The organism is Kitasatospora sp. NPDC097691 (assembly GCF_040302665.1).
GTDB lineage: Bacteria > Actinomycetota > Actinomycetes > Streptomycetales > Streptomycetaceae > Kitasatospora.
The window spans coordinates 50824-69612 of record NZ_JBEORY010000045.1 but is presented as its reverse complement, the minus strand read 5'-3'; the positions used below and the strand labels follow the sequence as shown (position 1 = coordinate 69612).

General features: G+C 74.5%; 8 protein-coding genes. 4 read left to right on the top strand and 4 right to left on the bottom strand.

Features of this window, described 5'->3' with window-relative positions; all coding sequences use genetic code 11:
• Nucleotides 1-41 precede the first annotated feature (41 nt).
• Nucleotides 42-7265, bottom strand: a complete 7224-nt coding sequence (locus tag ABTY56_RS26755; protein ID WP_350631724.1) for a non-ribosomal peptide synthetase — start codon at nucleotides 7263-7265, stop codon at nucleotides 42-44.
• A 186-nt stretch (nucleotides 7266-7451) separates the two neighbouring features.
• Between ABTY56_RS26755 and ABTY56_RS26750 the strand changes: the two genes are divergently transcribed.
• The 4 genes from ABTY56_RS26750 (at nucleotide 7452) to sbnB (ending at nucleotide 11228) form a co-directional block, all read left to right on the top strand.
• Nucleotides 7452-8813: an MFS transporter gene (locus ABTY56_RS26750; protein WP_350631723.1), complete on the top strand. Its 1362-nt coding sequence runs from the start codon at nucleotides 7452-7454 to the stop codon at nucleotides 8811-8813.
• 249 nt (nucleotides 8814-9062) lie between these two features.
• Nucleotides 9063-9215 (top strand): hypothetical protein, encoded by a 153-nt coding sequence (locus ABTY56_RS26745; RefSeq protein ID WP_350631722.1) that lies wholly within the window; start codon nucleotides 9063-9065, stop codon nucleotides 9213-9215.
• On the top strand, nucleotides 9208-10221 hold the full coding sequence (gene sbnA, locus ABTY56_RS26740; protein ID WP_350631721.1) for a 2,3-diaminopropionate biosynthesis protein SbnA: 1014 nt from the start codon (nucleotides 9208-9210) through the stop codon (nucleotides 10219-10221). The genes ABTY56_RS26745 and sbnA overlap by 8 nt, the downstream gene beginning before the upstream one ends.
• A complete protein-coding gene (gene sbnB / locus ABTY56_RS26735) occupies nucleotides 10215-11228 on the top strand; it encodes a 2,3-diaminopropionate biosynthesis protein SbnB (protein ID WP_350631720.1) in 1014 nt (337 codons plus the stop codon). The genes sbnA and sbnB overlap by 7 nt, the downstream gene beginning before the upstream one ends.
• A gap of 202 nt (nucleotides 11229-11430) precedes the next feature.
• On the opposite strand, the gene ABTY56_RS26730 is transcribed toward sbnB, so the two are convergent.
• From ABTY56_RS26730 to ABTY56_RS26720, 3 genes are all read right to left on the bottom strand, one after another.
• Entirely contained in the window at nucleotides 11431-14337 is a 2907-nt protein-coding gene (locus tag ABTY56_RS26730) for a helix-turn-helix transcriptional regulator (RefSeq protein ID WP_350631719.1), read from the bottom strand.
• A gap of 126 nt (nucleotides 14338-14463) precedes the next feature.
• Nucleotides 14464-14670 (bottom strand): hypothetical protein, encoded by a 207-nt coding sequence (locus tag ABTY56_RS26725; protein WP_350631718.1) that lies wholly within the window; start codon nucleotides 14668-14670, stop codon nucleotides 14464-14466.
• A gap of 197 nt (nucleotides 14671-14867) precedes the next feature.
• On the bottom strand, nucleotides 14868-17582 hold the full coding sequence (locus ABTY56_RS26720) for a type 2 lanthipeptide synthetase LanM family protein (RefSeq protein ID WP_350631717.1): 2715 nt from the start codon (nucleotides 17580-17582) through the stop codon (nucleotides 14868-14870).
• Nucleotides 17583-18789 lie beyond the last annotated feature (1207 nt).

The following is an 18789-nucleotide window of genomic DNA, read 5'->3' as shown; positions in this document are numbered from 1 at the left end:
GAGTACAGCGGTCGCATCAGCCCATGCTCTCAGACGGTCGATCAGCCGGTGACGTCCGGCTGCGGCGGCGGCGAGCGGGGGATGAGCGGCGGGGCCCGGAAGGACTGGCCGGAGGCCACGTCGTGGGCGCCGCCCGCGAGTTCGTCGCCGATCAGCAGGTGCATCCGCCCCGGGTAGGGCCGGTGCCGGTAGCCGAGGGTGGCCTGGGCCAGCTCGCGCCAGACCTTCAGCCGGCCCGCCCAGAAGGTGTCACCGGGCCGGGGCGCCAACTTCGGACCCTCGTCGATGACGTAGTCGAGCACCTTGAGGAACTCCGCCTGCAGGAGTTCGACCTCCTCCTCCCCCACCGCCAGGTCGAGCTCGCCGAGCAGGCTCTCGCCGCGGGCCAGCATCGCCGCCTCGTCCCACAGGTTCCGGCGGGTGTGGCTGTCCAGGGCGGGGTCGAGCAGGGCGAAGGTGACCTGTTCGCCGTCCTGGTGCAGCCGGTGCGCCAGTTCGCTGGTGACCGGTCCGGCGCCGCACCAGCCGAGCAGGTGGTACGGGCCGGTCGGCCGGATGGCCCGGATCCGCCCGAGGAACTGCTCGGCGACGCTGCCGATGCTCTGCGGGGAGGCGACGTCGTCGCGGTGCAGGCCGGGCCACTCCAGGCCGACCACCCGCCGGTCCTCGGCGAGGTGTTCGGCCAGGTGGACGTACCACTGGGCGCCGCCCGGGTAGACGCAGAACAGCGGTGCCCGTCCGCCCTCGCGCCGCAGCCACAGCACGGAGTCCGCGAGGTCGTCCGCGGCGTGCGCCGGGTCGGCGACGAGCGCGGGCGCGAGGTCGGCGGCGACGGCCGGGTCGATCGCGCGGGCCAGCTCGGCGATCGTGCGGTGCTGGTAGAAGTCGCGGAAGGCGACCGCCGTCCCGTGCTCCTCGCGGAGCTTGACGATCACCCGCATCGCGATCAGCGAGTGCAGGCCGAGGTCGGTGAAGGAGTCGTCCACGCCGATCCGGGGCAGGCCCAGCACCCCCGCGAGGGCCGTCGCCAGGATGCCCTCGATCGCGGTGCGCGGCGCCAGGTACGGCGTCGCGGGGAGGCTGTCGGCGTCGGGCTCGGGCAGGGCGTGCGGGTCGACCTTGCCGCTGCGGGTGAGCGGCAGGGCGTCCAGCAGGACGAAGCCGGACGGGACGAGGTACTCGGGCAGGTGGCCGAGCAGCCAGTCCCGCAGCTCCGCGGGCTGGATGTCCGCGCCGTCGCGCGGCACGACGTACGCGACCAGGCTGCGGTCGCCGCCGGCCGCGGTGCGCACCCGGACGGCGACCTCACGGACCGCCCCGTGGCGGCGGAGCATGCCCTCCACCTCGCCGGGCTCGACCCGGTAGCCGCGGATCTTCACCTGGTTGTCCGCCCGGCCGCCGAACTCCAGCAGGCCGTCCTCCCGGTAGCGGGCCAGGTCGCCGGTGCGGTAGAGCCGCGCGCCGGGCGCGGTCGCGTACGGGTCGGGAACGAAGCGGTCGGCGGTCAGCGCGGGCCGCTCGGCGTAGCCGCGGGCCAGCTGGGCGCCGCCGATGTACAGCTCGCCCATGACGCCGACCGGGACGAGCCGCAGGTCGCGGTCGAGGATCCGCATCACCGTGTTGGCCACCGGCCGGCCGATCGGCACCGGGCCTTCGGGCAGGCTGTCGGCCCGGGACTTCAGGATGCAGCAGCCGACGGTGGCCTCGGTCGGGCCGTAGTGGTTGACCACCGCCGTGGCCGGGGCGTGCTCGGTCCAGGCGCTGAGCGCCTCGCGGGTGAGTTCCTCGCCGCCGACCACCAGCCGGTCGGTGGCGGAGGCCAGCGCGGCGGGCGGCAGGGTCTGGTTGAGCAGCGCCAGGTGGGTGGGGGTCAGCTTGACCAGGCCGAATCCGCCGCGCTCCAGGACGGCGACCAGGCCGTCCAGGCCGGGGGTGCCGTCGTCCTCGGTGAGGGTGACCGGCCGGCCGGAGAGCAGCGCGGGGAAGAGCGAGGTGACCGGCAGGTCGAAGGCCATCGCGGAGTACAGCGGGGAGCCGGTGCCGTGCACGTCCGGGAACTCGGCAGCCGCCCAGGACGCGTAGTTGACCAGGGACCGGTGCTCGATCATCACACCCTTGGGGGTGCCGGTGGAGCCGGAGGTGTAGACGATGTACGCCAGGTTGCCGGGCGTGGCGACCGGGCCGAGGTCGCCGCCGTCCTGCGCGGCGACCTCCGTGTCGCGGTCGAGCAGCACGGCCTCGGCGGGGTGACCGGCGACCAGGCCGGCCAGCTCCGCCTGGGTGAGGACGGCCGCGGCGCCGGTCTCGGTGAGCACGCCGGTCAGCCGCCGGGCGGGGTGGGCGGGGTCGAGCGGCAGGTAGGCGGCACCGGCCTTGAGCACCGCGAGCAGCGCCGCGACCAGGTCCGGGCCGCGGCGCAGCAGCACCCCGACCTTCGACTCGGGGCCGACGCCGAGCCCGCGCAGCCGCCGGGCGATCCGGTTGGCGCGGGCGTTGAGTCCGGCGTAGTCGACGGTGCTGCCGTCGGCGCAGTGCAGCGCGACCGCGTGCGGGGTCCGGGCGGCCTGCCGCTCGAACAGCTCGTGCACGCAGGCGTCCGGGGCGGCCGTCCCGGGGCCGGTCGCGAAGCGGTCCAGCAGCTCGCGCTCCTCGGCGGCGAGGGCGTCGGCGCCGGCGTCGCCCAGCGGGTCGGCGGCCATCGCCTCCAGGATCCGGCGGTACAGCCCGGCCAGCCGCTGCCCGTTGGCGCGGCTGATCCGCTCGGGGCGGCCGTAGAGGACGAACACGCCGGGGAAGGTCGAGGCGTCCAGCGCGAACTCGTTCGGGCTGACGTCGACGACCTTGCCGGATTCGATCTGCCGGTCGTCCAGGACGTGGAAGTCCAGGTAGGTGAAGGACACCTCGACCAGCGGGGAGCCGTCGCCCCAGGCGCGCTGCATCTCCGGCAGCGGGAAGCGGCGGTGCGGCCAGGCCGCCACCTCGGCGGCGAAGACCTGCCCCACCAGGTCGCGCCACGTGCCGCCGGTCAGTTCGACGCCGAGCGGCACGGTGTTGAGGTGCATGCCGCGCACCAGCTCGCCGCCCTCGGTCTCCAGGCGCCCGTTGAAGACCAGTCCGCTGTGGAAGCGGCGGCTGCCGCTGATCGTGGCCATCGCCTTCAGGTGCGCGGTGAACAGCACGCTCTTGAGCGGCACCCCGCCGGCGGCGGCCAGCTTGCGCAGGCCCGGCTCCAGGTCGTCGAACGGAACGGTGACCTGGTACGGCCGCTCGCCGTCCGCCGGGTCGGCGGCCCAGGACGGCGGCAGGACGACGCGCTCGAAGTCGGCGACCCGCTGCTGCCAGAACGTTCGGTCCTCGGCGCCGGCGAGGGAGCGCCGCTCCAGCGCGATGTGGTCGGCGTAGCGGACGGTGTGCTGCTGCCCGGCGGGGGCGGCCGGGGCCCGCCCGGCGCGGATCGCCCGGTAGTCGCGCATCACCTCGTCGATCAGCGAGTGGTGGCTCCAGCCGTCGAGGATCGCGTGGCACTCGATGAAGGAGAACGTCCAGCGGTCGTCGGCGGTCTGGTGGACGTGGAAGCGCAGCATCGGCGCCCGGCCGATGTCGAAGGGGGTGCGGCGGGTCCGGGTGGTGAACTCCTCGAGCTCGGTCCGGATCCGCTCCTCGTCGAGCCCGCGCAGGTCGTCGTAGCCGACCTCCACGGTCCCTTCGGCGTGGACGAGCTGGAGCGGCTCGGAGTACCCGGTGAGGTCGAAGCTGGTGCGCACGATCTCGTGCCGCAGGGCGAGCCGGGCCGCGGCCTCCCGCATCGCGAGCAGCGAGAACGGCTCGTCGTCGACGAACGGGAAGAGCGTGATGTTGTGGTACGGGCTCTCGTCCCGGTCCGCGAGCATCTGGTAGACCATCGCGGCCTGCACCATGGCGAGCGGGTAGGCGTCCACCAGGCCGGGCGGCAGGGCGGCGCGGTCGGCCGCCGAGAGCAGCTCGAACGGCGCCACCCGCTGCTCCTCCACGCCGGCCGGCCCGCCGGGCGCGGCGAGGTCGGCGAACCGGGCCAGGCCCTCGACGCTCTGGTGCACCAGGAGGTTCTGCACCGTCAGGTCGACCCCGCGCCGGCGCAGCGCGCCGATGACCTTGATCGCCCGGATCGAGTCGCCGCCCAGGTGGAAGAAGTTGTCGAGGGCGCCGACCCGGGGCAGGCGCAGCACCTCGGCCCAGGTCTCGGCGACGATCCGCTCGGTGCCGGTGCGCGGGGCGACGTGCTCGGGGCCGCCGGACGCACGGTGGGCGTCGGGGGCGGGCAGGGCGCGGCGGTCGATCTTGCCGTTGGCCGTCATCGGGAAGGCGTCCAGCGGGACGAAGACCGCCGGCACCATGTAGCCGGGCAGCGTCCGGCCGAGGGCGGCGCGCAGGTCCGCCACGTCGAGGGTGCGGCCCGCCCGGGGCACGACGTACGCGACCAGCCGGGCCTCCCGCTCGTCGGCGCGGCGGTGCGCGATGACCAGGCTCGTGTCCACCTCGGGGAGTGCGCCGATGGCCGCCTCGATCTCGCCGGGTTCGATCCGGTGGCCGCGGATCTTCACCTGGCCGTCGGCCCGGCCGAGGAACTCCAGTTCGCCGTCGGCGCCGTAGCGGGCGAGGTCGCCGGTGCGGTACATCCTGGCGCCCGGTGTGCCGGCGTACGGGTCGGGCAGGAACCGCTCGGCGGTCAGTGCCGGGCGGCCCAGGTAGCCGCGGGCCAGGCCGGGCCCGGAGACGAAGAGCTGGCCCGGGACGCCGATCGGCACCGGGTTGAGGTCCGCGTCGAGGAGGTGGAGCCGCAGGTCGCCGAGCGGGCGGCCGATCGGGCTGCGCCGGGCACCGGCGGTCTCCTCGGCCCGCACCGGGCGGTAGGTGACGTGGACGGTGGTCTCGGTGATGCCGTACATGTTGACCAGGACGGGCCGTCGGTCGCCGAACCGCTCGAACCAGGGCGCCAGTTCGGCCACGTCCAGCGCTTCGCCGCCGAAGACCACGGTCCGCAGCGACAGGGCCTCGGGGCGGAGGTCGGCCAGCGCGACGGCCTCCTGCAGGCCGCGGAAGGCCGAGGGGGTCTGGTTGAGCACGGTGACGCGCTCGGCGACCAGCAGGTCGAGGAAGTCCTGCGGCGAGCGCGAGACGGCGAACGGCACCACCACGACCCGGCCGCCGTTCAGCAGCGCGCCCCACAGCTCCCAGACCGAGAAGTCGAAGGCGTAGGAGTGGAACAGCGTCCACACGTCCTGCGGGCCGAAGCCGAAGTCCTCCTGGCAGGAGCGCAGCAGGCGCAGCACGTTGGCGTGCGTGACCGGGACGCCCTTGGGGGCACCGGTGGAGCCGGAGGTGTGGATGACGTAGGCGGTGTTGCCGGACGTCGCCCGCGGGGCGGGGTCGGTGTCCGGCCAGTCCTGGTCGGCCTCGTCGAGCAGCACGGTGGTGACGGCCTCCTCGCCCGTGCTCCGGTCGGCGACCACGGTGGTCGCCCCGGCGTCGGCGAGGATGTACGCCAGCCGGTCGGCCGGCTGGCCCGGGTCCAACGGGAGGTAGCCCGCACCGGACTTGAGCACGCCGAGCAGGGCCACCACCAGGCCGAGCCCGCGCTCGCAGCGCACGCCGACCAGGGTCTCCGGGCCGGCGCCGAGCGCGCGCAGCCGGTGGGCCAGCCGGTTGGCCCGGGCGTTCAGTTCCGCGTACGTCAGCGAGACGCCGTCGCAGGTCGCGGCGGGCGCGTCGGGGGTGCGCTCGACCCACTGCCGGAAGACCTCGGGCAGGGTCTCCTCGGCGGGGTAGCTGCGGCCGGATCCGCCCCAGGACGCGAGGAGTTCGCGCTCGGCGTCGGGCAGCAGGTCGAGCCGGTTGACCGGTCGGCCGGGCTCGGCGGCGATGCCGGCCAGCAGCCGCAGGTAGTGCGCGATGGTCCGTTCGATCGTCGCCGGGTCGAACAGCGCGGTGGCGTACTCCAGTTCTCCGCTGACGGAGCCGTCGGCGGTGGTGGTGAGCGCGAGCGAGAGGTCGAACTTGGCGGGGTGCCAGTCCACCGGTCGCAGCTCGGCGCGCAGCGCGCCGAGCTGCTCGGCCGGGGTGTGCGCGGCGAGCTGGAAGACCACCTGGAAGATCGGGTTGCGGGAGGGGTCGCGTTCGGGCGCCAGCTCGTCGACCAGCCGCTCGAACGGGGTCTCCTGGTGCGTGAACGCGCCGAGCGCGGCCTCCCGAACGCGGTCGAGCAGTTCGAGGAACGACGGGTCGCCGGCGAGGTCGGTGCGCAGCGCGACGGTGTTGGCGAACAGGCCCACCACGGCCTGGGTGTCGGCGTGCTCCCGGCCCGCGACCGGGGTGCCGACCACCACGTCGGTCTGTCCGCAACTGCGGCCGAGCAGGAGCTGGAAGGCGGCCAGGAACACCATGAACGGGGTGGCACCCCGAGTGCGGCCCAACTCCTCCAGCGGTGCGGCGAGTTCAGCCGGGACCGTGAACATCGCGACGGATCCAGTGGCGTCCCGGACCGGACCGCGGGGCCGGTCGGTCGGCAGCGCGAGCGGCGTCAGGTCGGCCAGGGCGGCGCGCCAGTAGCCGAGTTGGGTGGCCAGCCGGTCGCCGGACAGCTGCTCGCGCTGCCAGGCGGCGAAGTCCGCGTACTGCACGGCGGGCGGGTCCAGCGGGTTCGCCAGGCCGGCCGCGAACGCCTCGTAGAGCCGCCCGAGTTCGCCCAGCAGGACGTCCTCCGACCAGCCGTCCGAGGCGATGTGATGGATCGTCAGCAGCAGTGCGTACGCGTCGCCGGTGAGCTTCGCGAGCAGCGCCCGGACAGGGTGCTCGGCGGCCAGGTCGAACGGCCGCCGGCCGTCCTCGGCCACCAGCTCGGCGAGCCGCCGCTCCGCCTGCTCCGGCCCGTCGGACGCCAGGTCCACGGTGGTCAGGGCGATCGGCCCCGGTGCGTCGATCACCGGCACCGGCTCGTCGTCCACGGCCGGGTAGCGGGTGCGCAGCACCTCGTGCCGGGCGACCAGGGCGTCCAGCGCGCTCCGCAGCGCCACCGGGTCCACCGGTCCCGGCAGGCGCAGCAGCAGCGGCATCAGGTACTCGACGCCGCCGGGCCGGAGTCGGTCGAGCACCCACATCCGGTGCTGCGCGAACGACAGCGGGAGCGCGCCGTCCCGCGGCACGGGGGCGATCCCCTCCTGCCGCTTCTTCGTCAAGCCGCTCAGGCGCCGCTGCAGCAGCTCCGTGCGGGAGCTCGGGCTCGTGCTCATCCTTCGCCTTCCTGTGCGTGCGACGGGGGTCAGCGGTCCGGTGACGGTCCACCGGCCCGGCGTCAGCCTGCCGACTGCGGGAAACGGGCGGCAGGGTCAGCACGGCCGAGGTTGCGGCGGCGAACTGCGCGCGTCACTGCCGGTCCTTCTCTGGGCCCGGGGCGGCCGGCCTCCCAGCATCGACCCATGACCGACACCGTGCGCGAGGAAGTCCCCCGGAACGTCCCGCCGTTGCTGCGCAACCGGGACTTCCTGCTGCTCTGGCAGGGAGCGGCGGTCTCCGGGCTGGGATCCAACGCCTCCAGTGTGGCGTACCCGCTGCTGGTCCTCGCGCTGACCGGATCCCCGGCCGACGCGGGAACGGCCGGGTTCGTCGCGCTGGTGCCGCAACTCCTGTTCCAGCTCCCGGCGGGAGCGCTGGTCGACCGCTGGAACCGCCGACGGACGATGATCTGGTGCGACGTGCTGCGCATCCTGGCCATCGGCAGCGTCGCGGCGGCGCTGCTGCTGGACCGGCTGTCGCTGCCGCACATCCTGGCGGTCGGCTTCGTCGAGGGCACGCTGACGGTGTGCTTCCAGATCGCCGCCTCGGCGGCCGTCCCCAACGTGGTGCACCCCTCCCAGCTCGCCGCCGCGCTCTCCCGCAACGAGGCGCGGGCCCGCGGCGCCACGATGCTCGGCAAGCCGCTGGGCGGCGCCCTGTTCGGCTTCGGCCGCGCGCTGCCGTTCCTCTTCGACGCCGCCAGCTACCTGTGGTCGCTGGTCTCCCTACTGCTGATCCGCACCGAGTTCCAGGCCGAGCGGCGCCCCCGCAGCGGCCCGCTGCACCGCGAACTCACCGAGGGCGTGCGCTGGTTGTGGCGCCAGCCGTTCATCCGCACCACGACCTTCCTGATCGCGGGCAGCAACCTGCTGTTCCAGGCGGTCTTCCTGACCGTCATCCTGATGGCGCGCGACCAGGGCGGCTCGCCGGCCGCGATCGGCCTGATGTTCGGCCTGGGGGCGGTCGGCGGGGTGCTCGGCTCCCTGCTGGCGCCCGAGGTCGAACGCCGACTGTCGATGCGGACCGTGGTGATCGGCGCCAACTGGGCCTGGGCGCTGTTGGTTCCGGTGCTCCTGGTGGTCCACGGCCCGTACCTGATCGGCGCGGTGTACGGCCTGATGTGCTTCGTCGGCCCGGTGTGGAACGTGGTGACCTCCGCCTACCAGCTCGCCGTCACCCCGGACGCCATCCAGGGCCGGGTGATCGGCGCGGTCGGCCTGATCGCCTTCGGTGCCGTCCCGCTGGGCTCGCTGATCGGCGGCACGTTGCTCTCCCGGTTCGGGACGCACTCCACCGTGGTGGTCCTGGCCGCCTGGATGGTCCTCCTCGGCGCGACCGCCACCCTCAGCCCCTCGGTGCGCTCCGCGCCCTCCCTGGCCGGCACGGTGGCCGGGTCCGCTGACGACGGCGTCGCCAGCGCCGGCGACGCCGCGGACGACGCCACTGCCGCCACTGAGGACGCCGTCAACGACGCCCCCGCCGCCGAGTCCGCTCCGAGCGCGTGACGCGTGAGCGCCACCCCGTGTACGCCGCCCCGCGCACGCCGCCCCGGGCCCCGTTCCGGCCGCGCGGCGCGCGTATGCCACCCCGGCGCGGCCTGCCGGTCCGCCGTGCGCCGCGAGCACGGCACCGGGGATGCGGCAGGCGGAGCGTGCATGCTCGTCCCGCTGCCCGTTTGTCTCTTGTCGCCGTTCCCCGCCGCCCGGCAGGCTCACCCCGTCGCAGTGTCAAACCCCAAGGCTAGGAGGGAAGTTGTGGCCGAGGAAGCCACCGACACCTGCACGTCCCAGGTCGTCGTCAACGACGTGGAGCCGCACACCGGGCCCTCGTGGACCGGGACGCGGCCGCCGAGCCCGCGCCGCCGCACGAACGGCGCCGCCATCGACGGGGCCCGTGCGCATGTCTGACATCGTGCCGACCGGTGTGCTCCGGACCGTGGGCCGGACGCCACTGGTCGAGCTGACCAGGATCGACCCGGCCGGCCACTTCCGCCTCTTCGCCAAGCTGGAGGCCCACAACCCGGGCGGCTCCATCAAGGACCGCTCCGCGCTGGAGCTGTTGAGCGAGGGCATCCGCTCGGGCCGGCTGATCCCCGGGCGGTCGGTCGTCGTCGAATCCAGCTCGGGCAACCTGGGCATCGGACTCGCCCAGGTCTGCGGGTACTTCGGGATCCGCCTCATCTGCGTGGTGGACCCCCGTGCCAACCGCCAGAACATCGCCATCATGCGGGCGCTGGGCGCCGAGGTCGAGGTGGTCACCCGGACCGACCCGGTCACCGGCGAGTACCTGCCGGTGCGGATCCGCCGGGTGCGCGAGCTCCTCGCCAGGACCGACCACGCCTACTGGCCGGACCAGTACTCGAACCCGGCCAACCCACGCTCGCACCACGCGACCATGCGGGAGATCCGGGAGGCCCTGCCCGGCGGCCCGGACTACCTGTTCTGCGCGACCAGTTCGTGCGGAACGCTGCGCGGCTGCGCCGAGTACGCGCGGGAGCAGCAGCTCCCGGTGACCATCGTGGCCGTCGACGCCGAGGGCAGCGTCATCTTCGGGCGCGAGCCCGCGCCCCGGCTCATCCCCGGCCACGGCGCCGCCGTCCGGCCGGCACTCCACCAGGACGGCCTGGCGGACGAGGTGGTGCACGTCAGCGATCTGGACTGCGTGGTCAACTGCCGACGGCTGGCGCACCGCGAGGCGATCCTCGCCGGCGGCTCGTCGGGTGCGGTGCTCGCCGCGGTCCGGCAGATGGCGGACCGGATCCCGCCCGGCTCGACCTGCGCGGTGATCCTCCCCGACCGGGGCGAACGCTACCTCGACACGATCTACGACGACGACTGGGTCACGTCGCACTTCGGCGACGTCACCCACCTGTGGAGGGAGAACGGTCCGATGGCCGAGGTGACATCATGCTGATCCTGACAGCCCGCGAGGTCCGGCAGGTCCTGGACGGTGCGGAGCACCAGGTGGTCGAGGCGGTGAGCCGGGCGTACCGGCTGCACGCGGCCGGCCGTACCGCGCTCCCCCACTCGCTCTTCCTGCGGTTCCCCGAGGAGGCCCGCAACCGGATCATCGCCCTGCCCGGCTACCTCGGGAACACCGGGGACCCGGGGGACCACGAGCCGGTCGCCGGCATCAAGTGGATCTCGTCCTTCCCCGGCAACCTGGCCGCCGGGCTGGAGCGCGCCTCGGCCGCGATCATCCTCAACTCGATGCGCACCGGCCACCCCGAGGTGCTGCTGGAGGGCTCGGTCATCTCCGCCCGGCGCACCGCGGCCAGTGCGGCGCTCGCCGCCGCGACGCTCGCCCCGCGGGAGCCGCAGACCGGCGCCACCCTGATCGGCTGCGGCGTGATCAACTTCGAGGTGCTCACCTTCCTGCGCGCCCTGCTGCCCGACCTGGCCGAGGTCACCCTGTTCGACCTCGACCCGGCCCGCGCGCAGGCGTTCGCCGAACGGTGCGCGGCCCGGTGGCCCGAGCTCAAGACCAGCACCGCCGAGCGGATCGAGGACGCCCTGGCGGCCCACCGGCTGGTCTCCCTGGCCACCACCGCCTCCACCCCGCACCTGGACCCGTCCCCCTGCCGGCCGGGGACGCTGCTGCTCCACCTGTCCCTGCGCGACCTCGCCCCGGAGAGCATCTTGTCCAGCGTCAACATCGTCGACGACGGCGACCACGTGTGCCGCGAGTCCACCTCCCTGCACCTCGCCGAACAGCAGACCGGCCACCGCGACTTCATCGCCGACTCGATCGGTGCCATCCTCACCGGCGGCCGCCACCACCGCGACCCCGAGGCGCTCACCGTCTTCTCGCCCTTCGGCCTGGGCGTCCTCGACCTCGCCGTCGCCGACCTGGTCCACCGCCGGGCACAGGAACAGGGCCTCGGCACCGACGTCCCGGACTTCCTCAGCCCCGGGGAGTAGGAGCCGCGAAGCGTAGGAGGCGCGATGCCGTGCGGGCGGGGTGGGGCCTGGGGTGACCCCGCCCCGCCGGCGGGGGTGACCCCGCCCCGCCGCCGCCCGCACGGCATCGCTGCAGCCCCGGTGCCGCGGACCGGTCGGTCATCCGGTCGGTCTGCTGCTCACTCCCCTGGCCGTCCGCTGGTCAGCCCCTGGCCGGCCCCGGTCAGTCCCCGCACAGCGCCCGGGCGAGGCGGCACAGCTCCGCGCGGTCCGCGCTGCCGGTCTTCTGGAGCAGGCTGGCGATGTGCTTCTCCACCGTCCGGGGCGAGATGGACAGCCGCTGGGCGACGTCCTGGTTCCCGAGGCGCTCCACGAGCAGGGCGAACACGTCGTACTCACGCGGCGTCACCCCGCTCGCCCGCAGCGCCTCCGGTATCAGCTCCCGCCCGCTGCGCCGCTGGGCCACCGACACCCCCGCCTGCCGGATCAGCGACCGGCAGGCGCCGGCGACGGAACGTACGCCGGCCTCGTGGAAGTACTCCTCCGCGGTCCTCAGCCAGGCGACCGGCTCGCCCCAGCCGTCGGCGAGGGCCGCCTCGGCGACCAGGCGCAGTCCCAGGTGCCGGGCGGTCGGGAACCCCCGGGACGCCTGCAACGCCTGGTCCACCCGGCGGGCGGCCTCCCCGCCGCGGCCCTCGCGTCCGAGCAGGACCGCGTCGGCCAGCAGCAGGAACTGCCGGTTCCACGCCAGGCCGGCGGCCGGCGCCGCCAGGACCGTCGCGTACGCCGGGCGGTCCGCGGTGCCCGCGAGGACGGCGAGCAGCGCGCCGAGACCGTACCGTCCGCTGAGGTAGAACACGTTGGGGTGCCGGTCCTCCCAGGCGGCCGCGGCGGCCAGGTCGGCCAGCGCCTGGGCGCGGTTCTCCTCCAGGAGGGCGCAGAAGGCCCGGCACAGGCCGTGCAGGACCGGCGTGAGGAAGGAGTCGGAGTCGTCGGCCTGCTCGAAGCGGAGCAGTTCCCGCTCCATCTGCCGCCGCCGGCCCTGGTGGGCGGCGAGGGTCGCGGCCACCAGCAGCAGGTAGCGGTGGATGCCGAGGTTGCGCATCCGGGCGCTCGGCTCCAGGCAGCGGTCGATGATCTCCCGGGCGGCCGCGAAGTCCGCACGCTGCAGGGCGTCCATGGCCAGCAGGCCTTCCGCGTGCTGGGCGAGGACGAGGGCGCCCAGGTCGCGGGCGGCGTCCCTGGCCTCCCGGATCCGACGCGCGTCACCGGTACGCATGAAGGCGTTCCCGCCGAGCCGCAGCAGCGCCTCCACCCGCCAGACCGGCAGGGTGTGCGTCTCCGCGACGGCGAGCATCCGCTCCAGGCAGGCGTCCGCGTCGTCGAAGCCGCGTTCCCGGGCCAGCAGGGCGAGCAACTGCCACGCCTGGCAGGCCACCACGGGGAGCTTCTCGCGCTCGGCGACCTCGGCCGCCTCGCGGGCCAGCCGCTCGGTCTCCGCCGTCGCCCCGCCGTAACCGGGCAGCAGCGCCAGGTGTCCCTCGACCACGGCCAGGGCCGCGGTCTGGCGGGGATCGCCGGCGCCGCCGAGCTGCGCGCGGGCCGCGGCGATCTGCGCCCGGGTGTCGGCGGCGCGCTCGGCGATCACCGCCGCCCAGGCGAGCCTGGTGTGCAGGGCGACGCGGCGCTCGATGTCCAGTGCGTCGGCCCCGGCCTCCGGGAGCGACTCGGCCAGCGCGAACACCCGGTCCAGCTGCCCGGCCTCGGCCAGCGCGTAGACCAGCGACTCGATGACGTCGGTACGGTCCGCCGCCCCGGCCAGCTCATGGGCCCGCTCCAGCAGCTTCACCGCGGTGGCCGACGCGCCCGCGGCGAGCGCCCGGCGGCCCGCCTCGGCGTAGAGCAGCGCCGCCCCCGGCCCGTCGCCGCCCAACTCCCGCAGCCGCGCCACCAGCTGGCAGCGCCCGTCGGCGAGTGCCGGGTCGGCCGCCAGGATCGCCTCGGCCGCCCGGCGGGCGATCACGGCCCGCTCGGCCGGCGGCAGCCCGGCGAGCAGGGCCTCCGCCGTGAGCGCGTGCCGGAAGGCGTACTGGTCGACGGCGGAGGCATCGGGGACGACGAAGCCCGAGGCGGCCGCCGCGGCCAGCTGGTCGAGCAGCAGTCGCATGCTGTGGCCGGTGATCAGCTGGAGCGTGCCCAGCGAGAAGCCGGTGCCCAGGGTGGCGGCGAGCAGCAGCAGGTCGCGCACCTGCGGATCGAGCTGCTCCAGCCGGTGCCGCAGGCCGCTGACCACGCTGGCCGGAACGGCGGCCGCCAGGTCGCCGACGACCAGCCAGCCGTCACCGTCCTGGCGCAGCGCTCCGGAGCCGACCATCTCGGTGAGCAACTCTTCGACGAGGTAGGGGTTTCCGTTGCTGATGCTGCTCAGCCGGTCGACCACGGCGGCGGGCACCTGCTCGGAGCGCAGCTCCAGGCAGCCGGCGGCGAGCGCGCCGATCTGCGGCGCGCCGAGCGGCTCCAGGGCGGCCAGCGAGGCGACCCGGCGCCGCTCACCGCCCCGGGCCAGCTCCAGGGCGGCTCCCGGCTCGGGCCGCAGCGTCGCCACCAGGAGGACGGGCAGTCCGGCCAGGTTGTCGACCAGGTAGTCCACCACGGCGATGGTGTCCGAGTCGGCCTCGTGCAGGTCCTCCAGGACGAGCAGGCAACCGCCGTCCCGGCCGAGTACGGCCAGCAGCCGCAGCACGGCCTCGGCCAGCTCGACCGCGCTCTCGGGGTAGCCGGGCACGGCGGTGTACCGCCACTGCGGGATCACCAGGCCCAGGGCCGGACGGTAGGGCTCCAGCTCCGGGTCGTCGGGGACACCGACGACCCGGAAGCGGGAGTTCAACGCCTCGATGAGCGGGCGGTACGGGATCCCGGCACTGGTCGGGCTGCCACGCCCGCGCAGCACCGGCAGACCCAGCGCCTCGGCCCGACCGGCACAGTCCCCCGCCAGCCGGGACTTGCCGATCCCCGCCTCCCCCACCAGGAAGACCGCACGGCCCGCGTGGGACTGAAGGCCGCTCAGGCTGCGGTCAAGCAGCCCGAGTTCGGTCTCGCGGCCTATGGTGGTCGGGGAAGTGTTGCGCACATTCGCAGGCTACTGTGCCGAAGTTGTGATGAATAGTGATCTCCAGAGGAAGATCATGCTGCCCGGACACGCTTCGTCGGGCGCGGTGCCTCGTACCCGCTTCGTTCGGGTGCGCTTCGTCCGGGGTCAGTGACGCTCCTCGCCCACCACCTTGCTGATGGTGGTCCACGCACTGGTGGTGCGGAAGGCCGAGGCCCCGCGCAGCAGTTGGGCGCGCCGGCCGAGCGCGCCGCCGGTCCGCAGCCGGATCTCACCCGCCGGGTGGTCGACGGTGGCGGCGCGGTGCCCGCTGGTGGGCTGCTCCAGGCGCTGCACAAGGGCGGTGGCGTTCATGAATGGTTTCCTTCCACTGCAGATGATCTCGGAGGTCGGCGTCCGACGGGCTCGGAGCCGACCGCATGCTGTGAACGTGAACGCAGGTCGGGCATGGTGGTTCGGCCTGGCACGGTGGTTCAGCCTGGCACGGTGGTTCGGCCGGGCACGGTGGTTCAGCCGGGCACGGTGGTTCGGCCGGCCGGCCGGCGGCGGGTTCAGGGGTTCGGTGCCCGCAGCAACAGCGCCGACGGGACGCGGTCGGCGAAGCCGAGCCGCAGCAGGCCGTGGCCGAGGCCGGCCAGGCCGGTGAGCAGTCCGGGCGATGTGATCCCGCCGGGGGCCGCACAGCGCGGGCCGCGCCGGACCGCGGCGGCGGCACGCTCCTGAAGTGCCGAACGGTCAGGCGTCCGGTGCAGCAGCTCCAGTGCGCCCCACTCGCCGTGGCACAGGCTGTGATCGGGCAACGGTCCGGCGCCCACGAGGCGATCGACCGCCCCGGTGACGACCTCGGCGAGCCCTGGGTCCGTCATCGCCTCGGCCCGGTCGGCGACCGCCAGCGCCACCCCGGCCAGGCCCGTGCACCAGGAGAGGTCCACCTCGACGGACGGCACCGCGGCCACGGCCGACCGCAGCGCGGCCAGCCCCGTACGGCGGAACCGCTCGCCGCCCCCGGCGGAGGCGAAGCCGAGCAGCGCCCAGCCGACCCCGGCCGCGCCGGTGGCGAAGCCCGGCGCCGCCGGGACGGGCGCGGCGGCGAGCCGGTCGGCGCAGGCGCTCGCGCCGCGCCACAGCCCGGCCGACGGGCGCACGCGGTGCGCGGCCAGCAGTGCGACCAGGCCGCCCGCGGTGCCGTCGAGCACACCGACCGGCTGCTCGGCCCCGGCGGCCCGGACGGTCAGGGCGGCCGCCGGCTCGACCAGGGCGCGCAACTCGGCGTCGTCCAGGGCGTCAGCCGTCTGCGTGAGCGCGTACAGGATGCCGCCGAGCCCGGTGAGCCCGCCCGATCCCACCGCGCCCAGGTCCTCGTCCGGGAGCGCCGCGAGCCGCTCCAGCAGCTCCGGCACCGGGTGCAGCGCGGCGAGTGCCGTGTCCGCGTAGCGGTCCGCACCGGTGACCGCGGCGAGTTGGGCGAGGAACAGGGCGACCCCCGCGTAGCCGTGCCCCAGGTCGGCACCACAGGGTCCGAGCCTGCGGTACCGCTCGCCGAGCAGCTCCAAGGCCAGCCAGTTCGCCCGCCCCGGCCCCCGGTGGGCCTGCCCGACCAGCTGGTCGCCGAGCTCCCGGGCGGCGGCGAGCAGCCGCTCGGGGGCGGGCGGTTCGCCCCTGTCACCCCGTCGGGTGGCGCGCGGGCCGGGCACCGCGGCGGGATGAGCCGGTTCCGCGGCGCGACAGGCCAGCGACGCCAGGATGATCCGCTCCTGCCCGGCGAGGTCGGCCTCGTCCATCGCCGCGAGGCGCTCCGTCACCCGGGCCAGCCCGGGCCGGTCGAGGGCGCCGGGGATGCGGGCGCCGGTGCCGCTCCACAGGTCGACGCGGCCCGGGCGAGCGGTGAACACCGGCACGTCGCCGTCCCACAGCTCGGCGACCTCGTGGTCGAGCAGTCCCGGCCAGCCCTGGTCGTCCACGGCGTCCGTACCGAGCAGCCGCAACAGCCCCTCCCGGTCGACCGACTCCCGCAGCACGTCGGGGTGGGTGGCCTCGGCGAGGACCGTCGCGTAGACCTGGGTGGCCCGGGTGACCACCCGGACCTCGTCGTCGGCGAAACGGCGCACCACGTCGCTGAACTCCCGCCGGTCTGCCAGGATCGCACGGTAGCCCGCGCGGAAACCGTCCACCAGTGCCTCGGCGTGAGCGGCGGGCTCGGCCTCGGCACCGCCCAACCGGGGGCGGTTGACGCCGCCGTCGACGACACCGGTCCGGCGGACCAACCGCATCTCGTCGGTACCGGCGGCCTCCCAACCGACCGTCTCCAGCGGCGAGCAGTGTCCGGCGCCGCCCCCAAGGCCGGAGAGGTCGAGCGCGGCCTCGTCCCCCAGCACCAGGTGCGGCAACAGGCCGGTCCGCTGGACGGACGCCTCCAGCGCCCGGCCCGCCGGGTCGTCGGCGGCGGGATCCCCGTCCTCGGGCGACGGCGGATGGAAGAGCGTCTCCACGTCCACCGGCACCGGGTGGTCGCCGCAGGCGATCAGGTTCTCGTGATGCAGGTCGGTGAGGTCGAGCACGTGCGCGATGGCGAGCAACGCACCCTGCCGCCGGTAGAACCGCTCCAGCTCGGCCGGGGAGACGCAGGGCCGGGCCTCGATGAACTCCGCCCAGCCGTACTCCGGACGGGCCAGCAGAGCAGGCGTGCGCAACCCGGGCGTCCCCGGGCGGGCGTTGAACCAGTCGACCAGGCCGCCGAAATGGCGGTCCACCGCGAGCGAACGGGGCTTGTACACCACCCGACTGCCGTCGGCGAAGCACAGGACCGCAACCCGACGGCCACCCCGGTGCGCATCACCGGCAGCCCGGTCCACCGCGACCAACGGCCCCGGGTCACGACCGCCCAACACCCGGGCGACCAGCTCCGAGCGGTCGGCCGCGTACCGGGTGAGCAACTCTGCCATCGCCGCGACGGCATCCACACAGGTCCGGCCGACCAGCAACGCCAGCACCGGGTACTCGGCGAACAGCCGGGCCAATCCGTCACGGGTACCGACACCGGCGACGAAGTCCCGGAACTTGTCCCGCGGACTCGCCCCCGTCAGCCGCCCCTCGCCGCGTGCCACCCGCAGCTCCAGCACCAACGCGCGGGCCGCCAGGCTACCGAGCGCAGCAGCGGTGGCCGCGGTGAACTCTTGTACGATTTGCGGCAGTTCGACCGACTGACCCACCACCGGATCGAGCCCGGCAAGCAGCCGCTGCCCGGCCAGACCGGCGAACGGCGCCATCACAACGGCGAAGCCCGCCGTCCCGGGAAACGGCCCGGACGGAAGTACGGGCCTGCCGGAGGCTGTGGCAAGACCGGCCTCGACGAACTCGGCCGATTCAAGGTGTCGCAGGCCTGCGGACTCCGCCGACGTGACAGTCGGCGACCACCACGGCGAGGCGACCGCATCCGCTACTGCGAGCGCATTGTCACCGATCACAGCGCAGAGACTGTCAGCCCGCGCAACAGCAGCGCAAGAGGCGGAAGACTGCCCGAATTACCCTACCCAGGAGCGGCCTTGAGCCCGTCCGCAAGCCCGCCCGAGCGGCCACCGAAGTCGATCGTTCGGCGGCGGGGCGCGTCGCCGTCCGTCGACCAGGCCCGACCAGGTCCGGCGACTCTACGCCAAGACGTCCAGCCCCCTCGAAGGAGTCGACCATCTCTCCACTCGCCCTCAACCAGCGCGTCGTCCTCCAGTACGCTTCGAGAACGCAGGACATCGCGCTGACAACCCATCCCGACACGAGGAGAGATGAAGACAGCAGATCGACTCCTCTCCGGGATCCATCCCATCGAACTGAATCAACCCAGCACCCTCTGACACCGATCACCCCAGCTCAGCAAGCGTCGGCCCCGCGCTCGCGGGGATTGCTCCAGCTGGGGGGCGGTCCGGCAGGGCAGCTGCTGGTCGGCCCCGCGCTCGCGGGGATTGCTCCGCGCTGTCGGGCGCGTACCGGCCGACAGCGCTGTCGGCCCCGCACATGCGGGGATTGCTCCTCCAAGCCGCTGCTCGGCGCGGGCCTGGCCATGTCGGCCCCGCACTCGCGGGGATTGCTCCGTTCCGGGCAGGATGCCGTCCCCGGTGTAGTGGTCGGCCCCGCGCTCGCGGGGATTGCTCCCCGTGGGTGTGTGGCGGCCTGCTCACCCTGACGTCGGCCCCGCGCTCGCGGGGATTGCTCCTGGTGCAGCGCGATCCCCAATGCCATGGTGGTGTCGGCCCCGCGCATGCGGGGATTGCTCCAGCCCGCCGGTCTGCGTGGTGAACTCAGGCGAGTCGGCCCCGCGCTCGCGGGGATAGTCCCATGCACCTGGGTTCCTACCTGGGCGGCGACCAGTCGGCCCCGCAATCGTGGGGATGGTTCCGTGTCCGGCGCCATCGTTGACGAAGTCCGTGTGTCCGGCCCCGTGTGTGTGGGGATGGTCCCATCTCGCGGAGCGCTTCGTCGTTT